Genomic DNA, 22,406 nt, shown 5'->3' with positions numbered 1-22,406 from the left:
CAGTGACTTTGTTGGTGACATCATGACGGGTGCGTTTATGGGTTTTCTTCTTGCCATACCAGTTACGACTTGTTTCTGTTTTCTCATAATGACTGGATTCTTCCATTGCCTGCGCGTACAGATAACCACCTTTCGCCGCGACGTCCATTGCACCTTTGGCAGTCAGTTTAGTGGCCTGGAAAAGAATACTGCCGTTTGAGATCACGGTCAGTACGCCGCCGCTGGTCAGCTCAGTGCCCTGCTGAGTCACAGATTCCGTGAATTCCCTGTTACCTTCCCGGTAGGCGTGGTTCTGTACCGATTCAAAACGCATATTGCCCCCGGAGGAAAACATGATGTCACCCTCAGACGTCAATTGAGAGCCGGCTGTGGTGATGTCACCGTTTGCTGCCATCGTCAGTTTTTTATCACCACGAACCTGAGCAATAATATGCCGGTCATCTTTGTCATTATCGTTTGTTTTGTTCATGGCAGAATAAGCCAGGGCAGAGAGGGTAATATTCCGGCCTGCGGATAATAATGTATTACCGTTTGCCCGTATCTGAACGGCTTTCCCGTTGATGTCTGCCCCACTGATAATACTGACATGATCCTTTGCCGTGATTTTACTGCTGTATATGGCTGATCCCTGGGATAACGATAAATCAGCCTGATACCTGGGTTCACAAGCACTTAGATCAATATCTTTGGCTGCACTTAAATAAATATCTTTTCCGGCAGACATCTCTGAGCCTTTGGCAGAAAGCGTATTCCCCGCATTAATCGTTAATGATTTTAAGGCATTCAAAATTCCCGATATGGGGGCATGATGCCGATTGGCTGACGTTGATTTTGCAAAAGTATAAGTATCTGCATGGTTTTCTATGGTGACATCATGACTGGCTGACAAAGAGATATTTTCAGCCGGTTGTAAATAGACATTTTGTAAAAACAGGTTTTTACCCGAATTGATAGTTAAATTACCACGGGCATTTAATTGATTGGATGCGGGATGCTCACCCGTTCTATGTTGTTCCCAAATATGGCCGACTTCATCACCGTTATGAAATGCAATATCCCCATAACGACTGAGCGCGGTCACCTCCTTTCCGCTGATATGACTGCGCCAGAGAGAGATATTATTGACAGCCGCCATAGATAAACTATTAGGGGACAAAAGTATGGAATTTTTTAGGGTGATATCACTCTCTGAAACAATATTGACATCATGAGCCGCGTTGATTTTATCACTGAGGGTTATTTTTCCCGCATGTAATAGGATATTTTCAGCGGACAGTATTGCGGGCAGTTTTTCACTGTCGACGGGATAATTGAATAAATTGAAACCTGCCGGGGCACTGTAAGGATAATGAGTATCAATATGAATACTGTCACTAAAGTCGGCGACAAGATGACCTTTTGCGATAATACTGGCGCGTTCAACCACCAGTTTGTCTTTTCTAATATCATATTTGACTTCACCGTTGGGTAAGAGATGATAATTTTTATCATCCCATCGATGATAGGTGTCAATTTTTCCAGAAATACCATTAGAAGCCAGTTGATAGATCCCCGTAGGGATATTCAGTGAATCGGTTATAGAAACATAACTATCCTTAGGGAAATATTCAAAGAGATTAAAAGATCCTGATTTGTCCTCAGATATTCTGCTGGTATTGGAAAGATTTTTGCCCGTCAAAAATATATCTTTTCCGGCTTCAATTTTGCTCATTTCCTGATTTGATAATAGATCACTGTTAACATAAATATTTCCGCCAGACATCAGGACACTGGGTTGCATGCTTTTTAATTTATATTCACTTTTATATTGTGCTGCAAGGATATCAAAATTTTTATCTGTCGGGTTGGGTGCGGTTTCTCTTTTTTCGAAATAATAGATACTCCTGACATTATTCAGTTCATGAGTCCTGACAACCAAATCGCCCTTCACGGTTTTTATTGTTGCCGATCTATTCTCGACGAGTTTACCTTTATTCCCTTGAGCATCCTTCTGTATCCACATATGATTATTGGCTTGCAGAAGTGCTTTATCTCCGGTATTGCGTAAAGTATCACCAAATATCCGTGCATCCCGGCCCGCAGTGACACGCCCTTTATTATCCAATTCAGTACTTGCCAGAGTAATATCGCGTTCTGACTGTATCTGGATATTTGGCGCAATATGGGTTTCTTTCGCACTAAGATTAAAATCCGTTTTAGCGTTGACCTTTCCCAGTTCAATTTTACCATTAACGTTTAAGGTAATATCACGCTGGTCACTGGTTAAATCTTTCAGATTAACGCCGACCCCCTCTTCTGTGGCAATCAAGCGGATCTTATTAGCATACATACCCCCTAAGGCTTTGGTATCAATCGCTAATTGAGGCTTAGCGCCTTCTCCGGTGATTTTTTTCACTGTGCCATCGTTAAAATCAATCCGATTAGCACCTTGTGTCAGGGATAAATTATTCGCCTGAATTTTTCCATTTAATTCAGTCACCCGGCTGATAATATCGACATAATCCGTCGCCTTGCCATCCAGTCCTTTACCGCCAATGGTAATCTGGCCTTGTTTAACCTCCAATGCTTCCAACGCGCCCTGTTTATCAAATTGAGGCTTACCGGTAGTCAATGTTGCACTGCCGGTATTGATAAAACCACAGCCATCACAGGTAATGCCGTTGGGGTTAGCTATCATTACATTGGCTTTATTACCCAGAATTTCCAGTTTGCCTTGCAGGTCAGAGCGCCCATTACCGGTGACTTCATTAATAATTAATTCGGCTGCTTTACCTTTTAAGTTGCTATTTGCATTTAATTGCCCAGCTAATTGTGACTTAGCCGCCTGAGTAGCGTTATTAAGCACTGCTCCTTGAGTGGCAACATTAAACTCTTTATAAGTGTTGTGAGATATCCCGGCACTATTAGGAGTAGCAATATTGACAACCGGCACATTTCCCTGAATTTGTACCTGTGTTTGGGGATTATCCGGCGTTATTCCCGCCGCCATAGCCGGGTGCAGTGGCTGAATGGCCGTCAGGTAAATTAAAAGATAACTCGTGCCTCTCGCCACAGAGTTGCTGAGTTTATTCATCGTACTATCCCTTTTGTTAAACTTAAGTGTGACAAAGTCAATGATACTGACCAATAAGTGACTCGGTTATCTGCGGTCAGGCTGCGGTGATAAAACAGCCATCTTTCCACAGAGAATATTGATGATTTAATAGTGACATCATAAAACTATTCTAATGTGAAATTAATTGACTGTCAGAATGAATAGTGTGAAATGTGATCAGCGATCAGTTATTTACTGCTGTTAATGGTGAATTAGATATATTAAATTCCGAAAAATCACGATAAGACTGGAGATATTGTCCGTGTGGACATTGAGGGCTTCACGATAAAGTTCAGTTAAATAAGTAGCAGGAGAAAACACGGAAGATACTGCTCCCGGGGATTCTCTCCCTTGCCGTCGCAATGCACCTTGAAATCTATAGGGTATATATCTCAGAAAAATTTAGTCATAAAACTGACTGATACTCTCTTTTTCTTGGCCGGATACGATGACATTTAACAGCCGTTCATAATATATAGCCATCTTATCAATGACTGCTTCTGTATACAGTTCCGGGTTGTAATTGAGTTCACACTTGATATTTTGTGGCAAATATAAGAAATTCATCCCAAGTGATTCAAAAGGAATTATTTCGGTCTCTATCACTTCCACATCAAGATTTGGCAGTGATAGTTTTTCATCTTTAGACATGTCGATAAAATCATAGAAACTTTGTGCATCCAAATAGTTAAACAGAACGTTAAATATATTATCCCTCGCCTTTTCTCCCACCGCGTCAATCACGACAGACATGTGGATATTAGAATTCTCTATGGCGCGATGAATAGACTGACTAACCTGCTTAATGATTCCTTGTAGGCTCATTTCCTTACTGATATTTGATTTTACTATCAAGTCACCCAAGAATAACCCTATTGTTTGATGGCTTTCGATGCGAGTTCGGTCAACTTTTGGTGAGGTAACAATATGTTGTGATTCACCAGAGTGCATAAAAAGACACGTGTGGAACAAAGCCATAAATAACATATAAGGTGTGATCTTCTGAGTTTCACAATATTGCAAAACAGCTTTATCCAGCGAATCTGGTATTTTGATATGACGGGCGTTAGACCGATATTTTGAAGCCAGATGTTTTCTGAAAGAAACAGGAAAGTCGCGTTCTGGATTAACATCAGCAAATTGTTGTTGCCAGAATTTAATTTGTTTTTTAGCTGCCTCAGTCGCATGGATTTCTTGCAAGTCATAAACATAACCAGAATATTGCATGGCAATTGGCGGTAACGTGTTTTCTTTCCCCTGTGAATAAGCCGTATATAACTGTTTAAACTCATTCATAATGATATTAACAGACCACCCATCGGAAATAATATGGTGCACATCAATAAATAATACCGTGATTGTCTCCGAAACAGGCAGTAGGAATGTCTTGATTAGCGGACCATTATAAACATCAAAAGGTGTTCTTAGTTTTTCTTCCCAGAGCTTGTTAATTTCAATAATAATTTGGTCTTTCTCTATTCCTCTTGGTAACGCTTCGATAACTTGAAGATTAATTTTCATATTGTTATCAGGCTGCATAAAAATCTGCCCATTTTCTTTATAAAACTTAAAACGTAAACTTTCATGTCGTTCCAAGATGGTATTTAAGCTTTTTTCCAACGCACTGTGATTCAGTTCTCCTTCCATCAGCAAAGTAATGGGTACGTGGAAACTATCCTCCAACAACGCTTCTTGAACAAAATACCAATACATTTTCTGACAATAAGAAATAGGCATTTTTCCATCAAATGTATTGTGATCAGATATATTGTATGTTGTCTGCGGTGCGGATATTTCATGCTTATGACTGTGACGAATTACACTTGCAATCTGTGCAATGGTTGGATTTACAAACAGCTGATGCATACTGAAATTATTGGTTAAAATATTTCTTATGGAAGCGGTTATTTTAACTGCCAAGAGTGAATGACCACCAAGCGAGAAGAAATTATCATAAATACCAATTTGATTGATTTTTAGATGTTCTTGCCATAACTGACAAAGTTTTTCTTCGATTTCATCTCTCGGTGCGATATAAGCCTGACGACCTAAGTCATTTTCATCCGGAATAGGTAACGCTTTTTTATCCACTTTATTGTTCAAATTCAGTGGAATGCGTTCCAATGGGATATAGAGGCTGGGCACCATATAGTCAGGCAGTTGTTTTTTCAAGGCGGATTCCAGTAGCTCTGCAAGTTCTCCACTAATAGCAGGAAGTCGCAGATAATCAGCTAAATGCGTTTGGCTGTAATCTGCATTAAAAGCGGCTGCTTTCTCCGCCAGCCAATGCGTACTCGGGCAAACATAAGCAATGAGTTTCCTGTCCTCATTGTCATGACCATCAGCGATCACGACAGCATTACTTAAAATCTCCTGCCCCGCCAGCACCGACTCGATTTCCCCCAATTCAATACGATGGCTGCGAATTTTGACCTGCGAATCCAGGCGGCCAATGAATTCCAACTCACCTTCCGGCGTCCAGCGTACTAAATCACCTGTACAGTAAAGTCGGTCTGCCGGATTGGTGCTGAAAGGATCTCGGATAAACTGTTTTTCCGTGATATCCGGTGCATTCCGGTAACCACGTGCCAGTTGAATGCCACCGATATGCAGTTCCCCGATAGCCCCAAGCGGCACCAGATTACCGTCGGAATTCAGAATACGCATCACGGTATTCGGCAACGGTTTTCCAATCGTCACTCGCTTATTTGCTGTTAATAAGGCGGAGGTCACAATCGAAGTACACTCTGTTGGGCCATAAACGTTAAACAGCTTTCTGCCCTGCGACCACTGCGCGACAATATGCGGCGCCACAGCTTCCCCTGCCAACAACAAGGTTGAAACTGTGCGCCATTTGTTGAAATCCAGATGAGGCAACAACGCCGGCGGGAGTACGGCATAGGTAATGTGGTGTTTTTCAACCATCTCATCCAACCACTCAGGCGAACGGCGATGTGTTTCTGAAATCAAATACAATATGGCGCCATAGGCCAGGGTCATTGCCATTTCCAACACTGCGGCATCAAAGCTCCAGGAAGCAAACTGCAACCCGCGAATATCAGCATCCGCACCAAATAACGTGGCTTGTGCTTGTGCCAGATTCACCCAACCCTTGTGCTCCAGCATTGCTCCTTTGGGTCGGCCAGTAGAACCCGAGGTATAAATGACATAGGCCAGATGATTTTCTGTCAGGGGCACTGAACGATGAACAACATTGCCAGTGGGCAGGTTTTGCACATGTGACTGTACCGTTTTAGCATCCAGACAGATAACGCGTTGCTGGCTGATAGGCAATTTATCAACCAACGGTGTTTCGGTCAGGATAAACTCCGCCCCGCTGTGCTCCAGCATGTATTGCAGGCGGGCCTGCGGATAACTGGCATCCAAAGGCACATAAGCGCCACCGGCTTTGAGAATACCCAGCAGTGCAACCACCGTTTGCAACGACCGGGGCAGGCAAACTGCCACCAGAATATCTGGCTGGATACCCTGCTCAATCAGGTAATGCGCCAACTGATTAGCCTGAGCATTAACCGCCTGATAACTTAAAGCCTCTTCACCAAAAACTAGCGCGGTTTTTTCAGGATTCAGTGCCACCTGTTCTTCAAACAGCTCATGGAAGCAACGACCTTGTGGGTAATGGTTCTGTGGCCCATTTAATTCATGCAGTAAGATATGCTTTTCAGCTTCTGCCAATAATGGCAGTTCATGAATGGAGGGCTCTTTATTTACTGAATCATCTGTCATCACTTCAACAATGCCACAAAGCAAGGTGTCGTAATTGGCGATAAATCTTTCAATAGTACTACTATCGAACAGACTCGTATTTGAAATCCATACTATAGATAATTCACCTGTCCGTTCTTCTTCAAAAACATGGACTTCCAAATCAAACCGAGTTGTTCTAAATAAATTATCCCCGAGTTCAATAACATCATCCTGTCCCAGTATTGTGTCACGTTGGTTATTCTGTACTGCAAACATGATTTGGAAGATGGGATTATGGTTTAGGTTCCGTTCCGGGCTGAGCTTTTCCACCAACATCTCAAACGGCAAAGCTTGATGTTCATAAACATCCAGAATGGTACGGCTGTTTTGTTTTAATAATTCACTGAACGTCGGCTGACCAGATAAATCTGTTCTGATAACCAATGAATTAACAAAAAAACCGATCAGAGGTTCAATATCAGGATGTTGTCTGCCGGCAATGGCTGTTCCAACCAGAATATCTTTTTCATTGCTATAGCGGCTCAGTAATACGGTAAAAGCCGTTTCCAGGAACATAAATAGTGTAACGTTATGTTTGGTACATAATGCTCTGATTGCTTGAGTAAGATGTATTGAAATACGCTGTAGATGAAGCCGTCCTTCGATATTTTGTTTTTCCGAACGAGGATTATCCAGCGGCACACGGTGAACTAGTGAAATTCCGGCTAACTGATTCTGCCAATATGTTAGCTGTTTTTTCAGCACATCATCTTGCAGCCAACCCTGTTGCCACTGGGCATAATCGGTATATTGAATTCTCAGCGGCGGTAGCGGATTTTCCTTACCCAGGCAATAAGCTTTGTATAACGTGAAAAATTCATGGAGAAATATTGCCATCGACCAGCCATCGAAGGCGATATGATGTATCGTATAAATAATAAGATAATCATCTTCTGCCAATTTTATTAACCGGACGCGCAACATCAAGTCCATGCTAAGGTTAAAAATCAGATTCTCTTCTTCCTTACTGAGTTGTTTTACCTGATCGTTTTTCTCCGTTTCAGGTAACACAGATAAATCATGATGTGTAATCGGTAAATCATAATCACTGGCAATAAATTGCCGCGGTTCGTTATTAATGATTTTAAAATGGGTACGCAAGACTTCATGGCGTTCAAGTAATGCCTTAACGGCTGCCTCAAACGCCTTTATGTTAATAGATTCCCGCAGCCTGAAATCCCCCATACAATTATATTGGGGACTGCCTCCATCTAGCTGATCAATAAACCATAAACGCTGCTGAGCAAATGAAAGAGGATAATGTTCTGCTTTGCCATCACGCCGAATATCTTGCAAAAAGTGATGCATTTGAGTTTGCTCTTCTGAATCTAGCTGGTTCAGAAAATCAATTAACTCCTGTTTATACTGTTTCCATTCACTGAACAAGGCTGGTGGAATACTGCTGCGGCTAGTCTCGTATTGTAAACGGTTATCAGTAACGAACAGAGTAATTCCCTGATCTAAAGACTCATTGATAATTCGCGCGGCATTTTTCATATATCACCTTTCAACAGTTCTTGCGCTGTTTCTTTCCCAGCCTGGAAATGTTTTCTTTTTTCTTTGATAAGATGAATAGTGACAATCTGTGATAGCTGCTCAAGTGTCGGGTGTTCAAAAACACTTCTCAACGGAACTTCTATTTCTAATTCGTTACGTATTGAACTAATAAGGCGGGTTGCTTGAAGTGAATGTCCGCCCAAGGTGAAGAAATTGTCATAGATTCCTACCTGACTGACATTCAATAACCGCTTCCATAACTGACCGATTTTAATTTCTATTTCATTTCTTGGCGCCACATAGTTTTGTCGGCGTAAATCGTCTTCATTTGGGATCGGTAGCGCTTTTTTATCCACTTTATTATTTAACGTGAGAGGCATTCGTTCCAAAGGAATATAAAGACCAGGAACCATATATTCTGGTAATTGCTGTTTCAGTGCTGATTCGAGTAATTCTGAAAGTTCCCCACTAATGGCGGAAATTTGCGGATAATTAGCTAAATGGGTTTGATTATAGTCAGTACGTGCCTGTACAGGTGGTAGCTCTCCTCGACTAAAAATCACATCCAGCAAATCAGGTTGCTGTTGTGACCACGTGACACCGCATTGATAACCACATTGTTCAGCGTATTGCAGTAAGGATTCGAATTCCTGAACCTGTTGTAATGCCTGTAGGGAGAAACTGCCGGCATTTGTTGGTGGCGTTATCATCTGATGAGCTGACCAGTGACGCAGCCCTTCTGCCAAAGTGAGGTCATCTTTAATTCTGGCGTTGGGGATACCTGAGACACCCAATATATCCTCTGTGCCCATCTGTAACAAATTACGCAGACTTTCAAAAGAATCGAAATTATGCCAATTTAAAAACAACTCATTACCAGATTGGGTATTTTCATCTCTTTTGTACAATATGACATCGTAACGATAACGCAACATTTCATTGTCGCCGATGCCACGTTTAACCAAAATATCAACTCTTCCAATTTCAGGGTAACGCTCCGGTAATTGGGCAAAATAAGTTGGACTGAGTAAAAACTCGGGTTCTTGTTGTAAACGCCGCTGAATACGGTTCGCTAGCGTCCCTACTTGAATACGCTGCCCGTTAAGGTGACTTTGCTCTATCGCTGTAGCATGAGCAGTTAATAGATCTAAGTTGCGGATATCTCCCAGCAAAATTTTCCCACCCGCTTCAACCGCCGGTATTAACTGTTCAAGTACTTTTTCCAGATATTGAACATTGGGGAAATATTGGACAACAGAGTTAACCACGACAGTATCAAATTCATCAGCATTCAATGTTCCTAAGTTGAGTGCATCTCCTCTTCTGAGCTGCACATGTGACCAGCCACGTTGTTGCAGAATATGTTGATGCCGATTTAAAACCTCAGCCGAAATATCGGTAGCCACCACTGATTCGCACCATTCAGCATAGCGATACAACAATAATCCGGTACCACAACCAATTTCTAGTAAGCGATAAGGATGCAAGGCTTTAATCCTGTGCATGATTCCTGCTAACCATTCCCCCATTTGCTCAAGAGCAATTGGCTGTTCAGTATAGCTGTTCATCCAGCCACCGAAATCACTGTCTAATGCGACTACATCACCTTTCTGAGTGCTCCCTTTTTGAGTCCTATCCGTTGTGGGTTGGCGGTACTGCTCATCAAAAATTTCTGTCCAGTTCTCAACGCTGCTTGCATTAAATTCAACCGCTTTTTCACCTAACCACTCTGTACTTGGGCAGACATACGCAATAAGTTTTTTATCTTCATCTTGACCATAAGCAATCACAACAGCACTACTTAAAGCATCATGCCCGGACAAAACTATCTCAATTTCACCCAACTCTATGCGGTGACTACGGATCTTAACCTGAGAGTCAACACGGCCAATAAATTCCAACTGCCCATCCAGTGTCCAGCGTACTAAATCGCCAGTTCGATAAAGCTTGTTTTCCCAGCCATCCGTTGAATGTGAGCTGAATGGATCACGGATAAACTGCTTTGCTGTGATTTCCAGAGAGTTTCGGTAACCGCGAGCTAACTGAACGCCGCCAATATACAGTTCCCCGATAACGCCCATCGGAGCCAAATTACCTTCCGGATCAAGAATACGCATCACAACATTAGGCAATGGTTTACCAATCGTAATCTTTTCGTCAGTGAGTAAAGCTGTGGTGACAATAGATGTACATTCTGTCGGACCATATACGTTAAACAGTTTTCTATTCTGTGACCAACGAACAGCAATCTGTGGTGGTACGGCTTCACCCGCCAAAAGCAAAGTTGAGACCGAACGCCATTTGTTAAAATTCAGATGAGGAAGCAGTGCTGGCGGTAGTACAGCATGGGTTATCTGATATTTTTCAACGACTTCATCCAACAATTCAGGGGAACGCCGTTGGGTTTCAGAAATCAAATACAGTGTTGCACCATAGGCTAATGTCATAGACATCTCTAAGATCATGGCGTCAAAACTCCAAGAGGCAAACTGCAATCCCCGGCAATGTGAGTCAATGCCAAATAAATCTGCTTGCGAGAATGCCAGATTAACCCACCCTCTATGTTCCAGCATCACCCCTTTCGGTTTACCGGTAGAGCCGGAAGTATAAATCACATAAGCCAGATGATTTTCCGTGAGCGGAAGTGGGCGCTCAGTAATATTATCGGTAGGCATATGTTGTAGCTGAGACTGTACTATCTCTGTATCCAGGCAAATAACTTTCTGCTGGCTGATTGGCAGTTTTTCAACAAGGTGAGTTTCCGTCAGGATGAATTCGACTTCACTGTGATCCAACATATATTGGAGGCGGGCTTTCGGATAACTGGGGTCTAACGGTACATAAGCGCCCCCCGCTTTAAGAATACCCATTAATGCCACAACAGCTTGCAATGACCTTGGTATGCAAAGTGCAACCAACGTGTCCGGTATGATCCCCTGTTCAAGCAGATAGTGTGCCAATTGGTTAGCTTGTTCATTTAATGACTGATAGCTCAAGGTGTCATCGCCAAAAATCAGTGCATTTTTTTCAGGGTGTTGTGATACCCGATCTTCGACGAGTTCATGGAAACATTTCCCGGTCTGATAAGGAATCTGTGGCCCGCTCCATTCATGCAGTAAGGTATTCCGCTCAGTCTCTGTCAATAATGGAAGGTCATGAACGGACGGTTCGCTGATACCCGCATGATGCTTCATCACGTCAACAATATTGGTCAGCAAAATTCCGTAATTGGCGATTAATCTGTTAATGGTCGCATTTCTGAACAGGCTGGTGTCAGAGATCCATCCAATGGATAACTCACCTTCGTCTTCTTCATAGATATGAACTTCCAAATCAAATCGGGTGGTCAGAAGGGAACGTTCTTTAGATGTCACAATGCTATCCTGCTCCAGCGTTGTATCCCGTTGATTATTCTGAACTGCAAACATGATCTGGAAAATAGGATTATAATTTAAATTCCGTTCTGGACTGATTTTCTCCACCAGCATCTCAAAAGGCAGGTCTTGATGTGCATAAGCATCCAGGATCGTACGACTATTTTGTTTTAATAGTTCACTGAATGTAGGCTGACCGGATAAATCCGTTCTTATCACCAGTGAATTGACGAAAAATCCAATCAAAGACTCAGTGTCTCGGTGTCTTCGTCCAGCAAGTGGCATGCCAACCAGAATATCCTTTTCACTACTGTAACGACTCAACAACACAGCAAAAGCCGTTTCCAGAAACATAAATAACGTCACTTCATGTTTGGCGCACAGTGCTCGTATTTCTTGGGTCAACGCTTTTGAAATATGTTGTGGATGAACATTCCCTTCAAAATTTTGTTTTTCTGGCCGTGGATTATCCAGCGGAAAACGGTGAAGTGGAGAAATACCTGATAATTGGTTTTGCCAGTAATCCAGTTGTTTTTGCAGAATATCACCTTGCAGCCAATCCCGTTGCCATTGAGAATAATCAGTATATTGAACTTGTAATGGCGGCAGAGGATTCCCCTCTCCTTGACAATAAGCACGATATAATGTCAGCAGCTCACTGATAAAGATTGCCAGCGACCAGCCATCACAGGCGATATGATGAATCGTATAGAGAATGAAATAATCATTATCTGTTAATTTTAGCAACCGAATACGCAGCATCAGGTCAGTGCTGAGATTAACCACTTGTTTCCACTCTTGCTCACCGAGTTGTTTAAGCTGTTGTTCCTGCTCAGATTCTGAAAATGTGGACAGATCATGTATTGTAATAGGCAAATCATAAGAAGTAGCGATAACCTGCCGTGGCTCATTATCAATGATTTTGAAATAAGTACGCAGCGATTCATGGCGTTCAAGCAATGTTGCTACAGCAGCCTCAAAAGCGTTGAGATTGAGCGGCTCTCTCAACCTGAAATCACCTGTGCAGTTATACTGAGGACTGCCTTCGGTGAGTTGATCGATCAACCACAAACGCTGTTGAGCAAATGAAAGAGGGTAATGTTCCGCACGATCATAACGCGGAATACCTTGCAGTCGGTGAGTGTCCGTATCCTCTTCTGAATCGATTTGCTTCAGGAAATCAATCAATTCTTGTTTATGTTGTTTCCATTCACTGAGCAATTCCGAAGGAATGCTGTCTCGGCTGGTTTTATATTTCAGTTTGTTATCAATAACAAACAGAGTAATCCCTTGATTTAAAGCTTCATTGATAATTTGTGCTGCATTTTTCATATATCACCTTCCAATAGTTCCTGTGTTGTCTCTTGCCCAGCTTGGAGACGCTTTCTTTTTTCCTTAACCTGATGAATCGTGGCGATTCGTGCCAATCGCTCAAGTGTTGGATGCTCAAAGACACCGCTCAACGGTATTTCAATGTTTAGATCATTGCGTATTAAGCTAGTAAGGCGGGTTGCCTGAAGAGAGTGACCACCCAGCACGAAAAAGTTGTCATAAATGCTGACTTGACTCACGCCCAACACTTCTTGCCATAACTGACTGATTTTTCTCTCCACTTCATTTCTTGGCGCGACATAACCTTGTTGGCGGAAATCATTTTCATTTGGAATAGGCAACGCTTTTTTGTCCACTTTGTTATTTAACGTGAGTGGCATTTGCTCTAGCGGAATATAAAGGCTTGGAACCATGTATTCTGGTAATTGTTTTTTCAGTGCTGATTCAAGTTGCTCTGAAAGTTCAGCTTTAATATCGGAGGATTGAGAAGCGTTATCGGTATTAAATTTCAGCTCTTTTTTATCCAGCCAGTCTTTGGTTGGACAAACATAGGCAATCAATCTCTTATCGCTCCCATAAGTAATAACCGCAGCACTGCTTAAGGCTTCATGTCCGACCAGTGTCGTTTCGATTTCTCCCAACTCAATCCTAAATCCTCTAATCTTGACTTGAGAGTCAATCCGGTCAATAAATTCCACACTACCATCAGGCAACCAACGGGCTAAATCTCCCGTTCGGTATAAACGTTGGGATTGGGATTTGTCCGTTAAATCAGTCATAAATTTCGTTGCGTTTGTTTCAGGAGCATTCAAGTACCCGCGTGCCAGTTGGATGCCACCAATACATAATTCCCCCGCGACACCAATAGGTACCAGATTGCCTGATGGATCAAGAATACGGATAACGGTATTGGACAATGGTTTCCCAATCGTAATTTTGTCATCAGTTAATAAGCCCGAAGTCACAATAGCGGTACACTCTGTCGGGCCATATACGTTGAACAGTTTTCTGCCCTGTGACCAACGAACAGCGATCTGTGGTGGTACAGCTTCCCCCGCTAAAAGCAAGGTTGAAACGGAACGCCACTTATTAAAGTCCAGGTAAGGCAGCAAAGCCGGTGGTAATACAGCATGGGTAATCTGGTGTTTATCAACTAATTTATCCAAGCATTCAGGGGTATGCTGTTGAGTTTCTGAAATTAAATAAAGTGCTGCTCCATACGCCAGTGTCATAGATATTTCTAAGATCATGGCATCAAAGCTCCAGGAAGCGAATTGCAACCCCCGGCTATATGCATCAACACCAAATAAGCCCGCCTGTGAAAGGGCCAAATTTACCCACCCCTTATGTTCCAACATAACCCCTTTCGGCTTACCCGTAGAACCAGAGGTATAAATGACGTAAGCCAGGTTATTTTCCGTGAGTGGGAATGGGCGTTCAGCGATATTGTCCGTAGGCATGTGCTGCAATTGTGATTGTATTGTCTCAGTATCCAAACAGACGACTTTCTGCTGGCTGATTGGCAGTTTTTCTATCAAATCTGTTTCGGTCAGAATGAACTTAGCTTCGCTATGTTCCAACATATATTGAAGACGGGGTTTCGGATAGCTGGGATCTAACGGCAAATAAGCACCCCCTGCTTTAATAATCCCCAATAGTGCGACTACAGCGCGTATTGAACGAGGAATACAGAGCGCGACCAATGTTTCTGGTTTAATCTTTTGTTCTGTCAAGTAGTGAGCGAGTTGGTTAGCTTGTTTATTTAATTCCTGATAGCTTAATGAATTGCCGTCAAAAATAACTGCTGTTTTTTCAGGATATCGGGCAGCTTGTTCCTCAAACAGTTCATGAAAACAGCCGCCATGCTGGCTATGATCCTGTAGGCCATTCCATTTATGTAATAAAGTGTGTATTTCAGCCTCTGCTAATAGTGGAATGTCATGGACAGAGGGTTCCCTGTGTATTAGATCGGAGCCAATACATGGCTTCATGACACTAACAACATTAGCAAGCAAGGTTTCATAATTGGCGAGCAATCTTTCAATAGTCATATTTCTGAATAAGCGGCTATCATAAACCCATAAAAGGGACAATCCGCCCTCTTCTTCATAAATATGAATTTCCAAATCAAATCGGGCTTTCAAAAGCAGACGCTCTTCAAACTCAATATTATTATCCCGCGCCAGTACCGTATCACGCTGAGTATTCTCCAGAGTAAAAGCGATTTGAAATATAGGATTATAATTTAAGTTTCGTCCCGGACTGATTTTTTCCACCAGCATTTGAAATGGCAGATCTTGATGTGCATACGCATCCAGGATAGTGCGACTGTTCTGCTTTAATAACTCACTGAAAGTGGGCTGGCCGGATAAATCCGTTCTGATCACCAGAGAGTTAACAAAAAAACCAATCAAAGGCTCAATATCATGGTGTCTTCTCCCTGCAAGTGGTGTTCCGACCAGAATGTCTTTTTCATTACTGTAACGACTCAACAATACGGCAAAGGCTGTCTCCAGAAACATGAATAATGTGACTTCATGTTGGTGACATAATGCTCTTATTTCTTGTGTTAAATCCTTTGAAATACGTTGATCATTAAGATGCCCCTCAAAACTCTGTTTCTCTGGTCGTGGGTTATCCAGAGGAAGACGGTGAAGTGGAGAAATACCTGATAACTGGGTTTGCCAATAATCCAATTGTTTTTTGAGAATATCACCTTGCAGCCAATTTCGTTGCCATTGAGCATAATCGGTATATTGGATTTTAAGTGGCGGTAATGGGGCTATTTCTCCTTTATTATATGCACGATATAAGGTGATAAGTTCATTAATAAAGATTTCTATTGACCAGCTATCGCAGGCAATATGGTGAATGGTATAGATAATCACATAATCATTTTCGGCCAGCTTTATCAGGCGAATACGCAACATCAAATCAGTACTGAGGTTAAAAACCAAGTTATCTTCTTCTTTACTGAATCTTTTGATTTGAGATTCTTGCTCAGTTTCAGAGAATGCAGTCAGATCATGTAGTGTAATGGGTAAATCATAGGAATGTGTTATGACTTGCCGTGGCTCATTATCAATAATTTCAATGTGGGTACGTAACGCCTCATGACGCTCAAGCAACGTTTTTACCGCAGCCTTAAACGCGTTGAAATTCAGTTGTTCCCGTAATCTCAAATATCCGGGACAATTATATTGGGGGCTACCTTCGGTAAGTTGGTCGATAAACCACAAGCGTTGTTGAGCAAATGAGAGTGGATAATGTTCTGCATTGCCATCACGTTGGATATTCTGTAATTGATATGTTTGAATTTCTTCTTTTGCATCGATCTGGCTCAGGAAGTCGATCAACTCTTGTTTATAATTTTTCCATTCACTGAACAATTCCGCTGGAATACTATCACGGCTGGTTTCGTATTGTAATCGGTTATCAGCAACAAACAGAGTAATTCCTTGATTTAAAGCCTCATTCACAATTTGCGCTGCATTTTTCATATATCTCCTTGAAAATATAATATCAAATTATTTATACACGTGATTATTTATTACATCCGTAATTGTAAAATAACAAATTTATAATCATGTTAGCATATAGGAATCGAAAATCATTATCGACGTTGTTTGATTTTATTATCAAAACAGAGGAAAAATAAATAACTCCTCATAATTATGACACGCCCCATTTTATTACTCTCTGTTATTCCTATCGGAAAATGAATTCAAAAACACTTTCACTTTTTCGGGCAACTGCCACATGTACTGGCAGCAATGATTTCGTGTCACCATTTCATACAGGGGTTGCCACAGGCACTCAATTTTATTCAGTCAGGAATAATAAACAGGTAAAATAATAAACAGGTAAAATAATAGGTAAAATTTAGGATAATGGGTCTGCCAATCACTGACCCGCCGGTTTTTATGAATACGATAATTATCCAAAATTAACGTTAAGGTTTCAGCGTGACAATATTCGCAATTGAATGATTGATCCCCTTCAAAATGAAACCTAAACATCCCTTTAGGTATCTCACCAATTTCAACTAATGCTTAGGCAGTTTTTCCAGGATATTTAATTAATTTCGTAATATTAGTTATTACCTATATAGCCTTATTCTTCATTCAATCAGTGTATACCTGTTATCTTTCAAGTTGCCTCTTTGTTGGCTGCACTCACTCACCCCGGTCACAGAGTTATCTATGCTCCCGGGGATTCGCTCCCTTGCCGTCGCGATGCATCTTGAAATCTATTGGGTATAGTTATTCCAATATTACTCAAAAAATCATCGGGAATAATTGTCCCTTTCAATGCCGAAAAAAACCATCCCAGTCGGGTGGATTACGGGGTAATATTACATCTCCGGTCTCAAAATCCTGCCGAATAAAAACTTCATCAGGGTCAAACCAATAAGCCGCAGGCAAACACACCGCTTGATTCCTCCCATTAATAAACAATTTCGCGACAATATCAAAACAGATGACAGATATTGATATGTGACCAAACACGATGTTATAAAGCGATCAATTTAACCGTAAGTGATAAATTCGTTGTCCTTCAAAAAAACACTCTGTTTTACTTGACCCGTATCAAGGATACGAGTATATATTTTCATAAATTTTCTTTATGTATACCGTATTTTCAGACTCATATTCATTTATTAAATGGATATCCTGGCTTTATTAAGAAGTTGAGTTTTCTTTCTATCTTTTGTTTTACATCACAATTTACTATACCCAATGGATTTCAAGATGCATCGCGACGGCAAGGGAGCGAATCCCCGGGAGCATAGATAACTCTGTGACCGGGGTGAGTGAGTGCAGCCAACAAAGAAGCAACTTGAAAGATAACAGGTATAAACCAGAAAATATGAAGGAGAGAAGATGAGCAACGCGATCAAAGAAATAAGTGATGCTAATATTGCATATGCAGCAACTTTTGATGATGATAAAAGAAACCTTGGTTTACCTGCTGTCAGACGATTTGCCATATTGACTTGTATGGATGCCAGATTAGACCCGGCAAAATTTGCAGGTTTATCTGAAGGCGACGCCCATATTATTCGTAACGCAGGCGGAAGAGCCAGTGATGATGCCATTCGTTCACTTATCATTTCTTACAAACTTTTCGGCACAAAAGAGTTGTTTGTCATTCATCATACTCATTGTGGGATGGAACTTTTTACAGACAATATCATGGGCGATCTACTGGAAAGCAGCCTGGAAAGTGTCATCATGACAGATGAGGGATTTAAAGAAGTCGGCACCAGCGCCGGTTCACCTGAGGGAAAATATATCAAATGGCTCACCATTGACAATCAAGTTAATAGTTTAATTGAAGATATTCACCGTATTCGTACTCACCCTCTTGTACCCGCAAGTATCGCCATATATGGGTACATCTATGATGTGAAGTCAGGAAAATTAATTGAGGTTCCTGAAGCAACAAGTCTTGCAAATGCAGAGTCGTGAATCAAACTTGTTGGTATACCGTAATCATTGAAGATGTTTGATTTCGATAGGCTTGTGTGATTTATTCCCCACGCTCAATCTATAAGTGATTAGCGTGGGGTTTCTTATCAGTGATTCTATACTCTGCTTATTTTACTGCTATAAAAATTTAAAAATGTGAGTGCTGCAATATTAAAGATTTTATATAAAGGGTAAATTTAACTCAATAAATGCAAATTTTTAAAAAGATAATTACTACGCTTAATCGAAGCCCATTAACCATTAGTAAAAAGTAAAAAGTAAAAAGTAAAAAGTAAAAAGTAAAAAGTAAAAAGTAAAAAGTAAAAAGTAAAAAACCATCAGTGTAAAACCGAACGGACTGGTATTTAAACACTTTCTCTCCGCTATTGATGCCTTATTAAAACTATTCAAAATTACAGGTAAAACAGCGCCAGTAAAAATAAAATCGACGATGATTAACGTTTATTAAACGTAAAATACGATATGCCATGATGATTACCCCCAAAAATTAGGCATTAAAAACAGTTAAAAATTTACCCCAATTAAAACCGGGGATTAATACCATGAATTTTAAAACTGGCCTATTATATAGTTATCAGTAAAGAGATTAAAAACAAAAATTAACTCTGTTAATGCTTATATCCATTTTTGTGGAAAACAACAAATAAGAATATCAATTGCTTAATCAAAAATGTATTTTCAAAAAGGAAATAACTTTATTAATGTTTTCAATTTTAATTAAACTTCGTCTTAAATCAGTTAAATAATCGTTATAAGAATAAGAAGCACCAGAATATAATCGCGGAAATCCTTTTCTTCCGGCATCGGTAGCGATTCAATATCGCTGCCCACTTTATCCGGGATCGGCAATACGGTTATTTGCGACGGAATAAACGGCGGTTCTTCATTCCCGGTATGGGCCGGCACTTTAAATTCCTGTTCGTTCGGCGTCCATAAAATCGTCGGCCTGTTTTCTCCCGGTTCCCAGAACTCGTAATTCCCTGTAGTCCGGTTCAATCTCATCATATGAACCGGCACTCTATCCAGACCACTTTCCGGGCTGACGTGATACCCCTGAACGGTCAGACCAAGCACAATGGATTGAAGAAAGAGTCAACAAAGCACTTTTAGAAAGGCAAAAATAAAGCGCTGACCCAAGGATCAGCGCTTCGCCATTATTTATACCCGTTATCTTTCAAGTTGCCTCTTTGTTGGTTGCACTCACTCACCCCGGTCACCGAGTTATCTATGCTCCCGGGGATTCGCTCCCTTGCCGTCGCGATACATCTTGAAATCCATTGGGTATATCTATTAGATATTCATTATTGTCCAAACATCTCCCGCAACCAGCCCGGCGCTTGTTCTTGTTGCTGAACAGGTTCTGACACAGCTGTTTGCTGGCACAAGCTCTGTGGAGCATCAGTCCAAACCGGTAATGTTCTCCAACCACTGCCACTACAGTTGAAGCTGCCATCTTCGTTAACCGCCATATCCACAATCCCTTCTGGCGGAATGTTGTTCAACATCAGCGGTGTCTGATTTTCCAGATAACGGCGATATACACTTAACGCTCCAGTAGCCCCGGTCAAATTAGTCGGTTCATTGTTATCCCGGCCAACCCATGAAATCACGACTTCTTTGCCATCAATACCTGCAAACCAGCTATCACGCAGGTCATTAGTTGTACCTGTTTTACCGGCTAAATTATAACGACCAAACTTAGCCGCCAGAGAACGAGATGTCCCCCTCGCTACAACCTGCTGCATACCATACAGCGTCAGATAAGCCGCTTGAGCAGGTACAGCCCGTTCAGCTTGCGGGTAACTCTGATATATCACCGTGCCATCTTCCGTGATGACAGAACGTAATGCAGAAAGCGTCGCACGGTTGCCGCCGCTCGTCATCGTCTGATATTCCTGAGCCACTTCTAATGGCGTCAAACTAAGAGAACCCAGTAACATAGCCGGAACCTGATGAATCACTTCTTCCGGCACGCCAAGCCGGACCAAAGTATTACTGACATGATCAAGACCCACAGCCAATCCAAGATTCACCGTCGGAATATTAATTGAACTCGCCAGCGCATCAACCAACATGACTCGCCCACGGAAACGACGGTCATAATTTCTCGGCTCCCAAGCCTTACTGTTAGGCTGTTTTACCGTAAGGGGTTCATCTGCCAACCAGGTATTTAACCGATATTGATCAGGTTCACTCAGCGCCGCCAGATAAGTAGAGGGTTTTGCCAACGAACCAATTGAACGACGTGCCATCATCGCCCGGTTAAATCCCGCATACTGAGGCTGAGAACCACCGACCATCGCCCTGATTTCACCACTAATGCGATCGACAATCACCATTGCCCCTTCAAGATCAGCAATCTTGCGGGTTTTTCTCAGGCTGGCAATCCCTTCTTCCACTGCATTTTCAGCCGCATCCTGGGATACCGGGTCCAGAGTAGTAAAAATTTTTACACCGGACAGATCATTCACTTTGTCGCCCAGCTTGTTCTGTAATTCCTTGCGAACTAATTGCATAAACGCAGGTTGTGGGGTAATCACTCCACTTTTCGGTTTTACGCCCAATGGACGAGCACTCAGTAACTTATAAAGATCTTCATCAATAATTTGCTGATTTTGTAAAAGTTTGAGCACCACATTACGACGTTGAAGAGCTAGTTTAGGATTACGCCACGGGTTATAGAGTGAAGCCCCTTTTACCATACCAACCAGCAATGCTTGCTGATCCAAACTTAATTCATCCACCGGGCGACCAAAATAATAGAGGCTCGCCAGTGGAAATCCTCGGATCTGTTCATCACCACTTTGACCTAAAAACACTTCATTCAGATACAGTTCGAGAATCCGATCTTTGCTATAGCGGTAATCCATCAGAACCGCCATGTACGCTTCATTGGCTTTACGCACTAAAGTACGTTCATTGGTCAGGAATAAGTTTTTAACCAATTGTTGCGTTAGGGTACTTCCCCCCTGAACGGTACGCCCTGCAACCAAGTTAGCCAATGCCGCACGCCCAATAGAAAGAATACGGATACCATCATGTTGATAGAAATAGCGGTCTTCTGTCGCCAGTAAGGTATTAACCAGTAAATCTGGGAAGCCAGAACGTGGCACGAACAACCGCTGTTCGCCATTGGGTGACTGCAACATGGTAATCAGCTTCGGATCAAGACGGAAGAAACCAAACTGACGTTGGTTTTCTATATTTTCGATCTCTGCCAGACGATTATCACTGAAAGTCAATAGAGCGTGGATCTGCCCTTCTTTACTGTCAGGGAAATCAAACGGACGACGCAGCATTTCAATTGTTTCGCCTCTGACAGAAAACTCACCTGGACGGGTGATTTTCGTCACCTGACGATACTGCATTCCCTCCAGCAGATGTACCATCTCTTTTTTACTGTAGTTCATGCCCGGTTCAAGATTGACCATCCGGCCATAAACTGCTGCTGGCAATTCCCAGACTTTTCCATCAATGCGGTCACGAATTTTAGCATCCAGATAGACACCATAAATTCCCACTAATACCGCAAAAACAATAAATATTTTGAATAACAACCAGAACCAACGCCACTTTTTCTTAGGTGGACGGGCATTTTTTCCTTTCTTTGTCATGGGTTGGTCCTCTTCATCATCGTAGTCGTCATCCTCTTCATAGCCATCATCATAATCATCTAACAGATGCCGTCTTTTCAATGGCGGTTTACGACGGGATACAGATTTTTTGCCTTTACGTCCGATTGGTTGACGATCTTCACCAGACATTCCAAAATTCTCCAAAACCATTTAGATGCTGAATAATGGGTATTCATATTTCTTTCTTTTAATGAATTTATTCGCCTACAAGAAA

Annotated in this window: 6 protein-coding genes and 2 pseudogenes; 1 reads left to right on the top strand and 7 read right to left on the bottom strand. The window is 41.8% G+C overall.

The features are described 5' to 3' along the window. The 5 genes and pseudogenes from C5469_RS19435 to C5469_RS19415 form a co-directional block, all read right to left on the bottom strand. Positions 1-3,073 (bottom strand): two-partner secretion domain-containing protein (locus C5469_RS19435; RefSeq protein WP_166310078.1); only part of this gene is annotated, 3,073 nt, incomplete at its 3' end. Positions 3,074-3,496: 423 nt separating this feature from the next. Next, positions 3,497-8,359 (bottom strand): non-ribosomal peptide synthetase, encoded by a 4,863-nt coding sequence (locus C5469_RS19430; RefSeq protein ID WP_166310076.1) that lies wholly within the window; start codon positions 8,357-8,359, stop codon positions 3,497-3,499. Beyond that, a complete protein-coding gene (locus tag C5469_RS19425; RefSeq protein WP_166310074.1) occupies positions 8,356-13,065 on the bottom strand; it encodes a non-ribosomal peptide synthetase in 4,710 nt (1,569 codons plus the stop codon). Before C5469_RS19425 ends, C5469_RS19430 begins: the two co-directional genes overlap by 4 nt. Continuing rightward, positions 13,062-16,565: a non-ribosomal peptide synthetase gene (locus tag C5469_RS19420; RefSeq protein ID WP_166310072.1), complete on the bottom strand. Its 3,504-nt coding sequence runs from the start codon at positions 16,563-16,565 to the stop codon at positions 13,062-13,064. Before C5469_RS19420 ends, C5469_RS19425 begins: the two co-directional genes overlap by 4 nt. Before the next feature lie 192 nt (positions 16,566-16,757). Next, positions 16,758-17,042, bottom strand: a pseudogene (locus C5469_RS19415) (IS630 family transposase); the annotation flags it as partial. A 906-nt stretch (positions 17,043-17,948) separates the two neighbouring features. Here C5469_RS19415 and C5469_RS19410 point away from each other — a divergent pair. Next, on the top strand, positions 17,949-18,536 hold the full coding sequence (locus C5469_RS19410) for a beta-class carbonic anhydrase (RefSeq protein ID WP_166310070.1): 588 nt from the start codon (positions 17,949-17,951) through the stop codon (positions 18,534-18,536). Between the two features lie 786 nt (positions 18,537-19,322). On the opposite strand, the pseudogene C5469_RS19405 reads toward C5469_RS19410, so the two are convergent. Together C5469_RS19405 and mrcB are read right to left on the bottom strand one after the other, a co-directional pair. Then, a pseudogene (locus tag C5469_RS19405) lies at positions 19,323-19,622 on the bottom strand (S-type pyocin domain-containing protein); the annotation flags it as partial. Positions 19,623-19,858: 236 nt separating this feature from the next. Next, a complete protein-coding gene (gene mrcB, locus C5469_RS19400) occupies positions 19,859-22,321 on the bottom strand; it encodes a bifunctional glycosyl transferase/transpeptidase (RefSeq protein ID WP_166310068.1) in 2,463 nt (820 codons plus the stop codon). Positions 22,322-22,406 lie beyond the last annotated feature (85 nt).

The organism is Photorhabdus cinerea (assembly GCF_011189575.1).
Taxonomy (GTDB): Bacteria; Pseudomonadota; Gammaproteobacteria; order Enterobacterales; family Enterobacteriaceae; genus Photorhabdus; species Photorhabdus cinerea.
Note: the sequence above shows the minus strand (reverse complement) of the source record. Positions and strands in the feature narration are given on the sequence as shown.

Bases quoted from the DNA above. Each gene is read 5' to 3' on its own strand.
- C5469_RS19430 (WP_166310076.1), bottom strand. From the start codon at position 8,359: ATGAAAAATGCCGCGCGAATTATCAATGAGTCTTTAGATCAGGGAATT.
- C5469_RS19425 (WP_166310074.1), bottom strand. From the start codon at position 13,065: ATGAAAAATGCAGCACAAATTATCAATGAAGCTTTAAATCAAGGGATT.
- C5469_RS19420 (WP_166310072.1), bottom strand. From the start codon at position 16,565: ATGAAAAATGCAGCGCAAATTGTGAATGAGGCTTTAAATCAAGGAATT.
- C5469_RS19410 (WP_166310070.1), top strand. From the start codon at position 17,949: ATGAGCAACGCGATCAAAGAAATAAGTGATGCTAATATTGCATATGCA.
- mrcB (WP_166310068.1), bottom strand. From the start codon at position 22,321: ATGTCTGGTGAAGATCGTCAACCAATCGGACGTAAAGGCAAAAAATCT.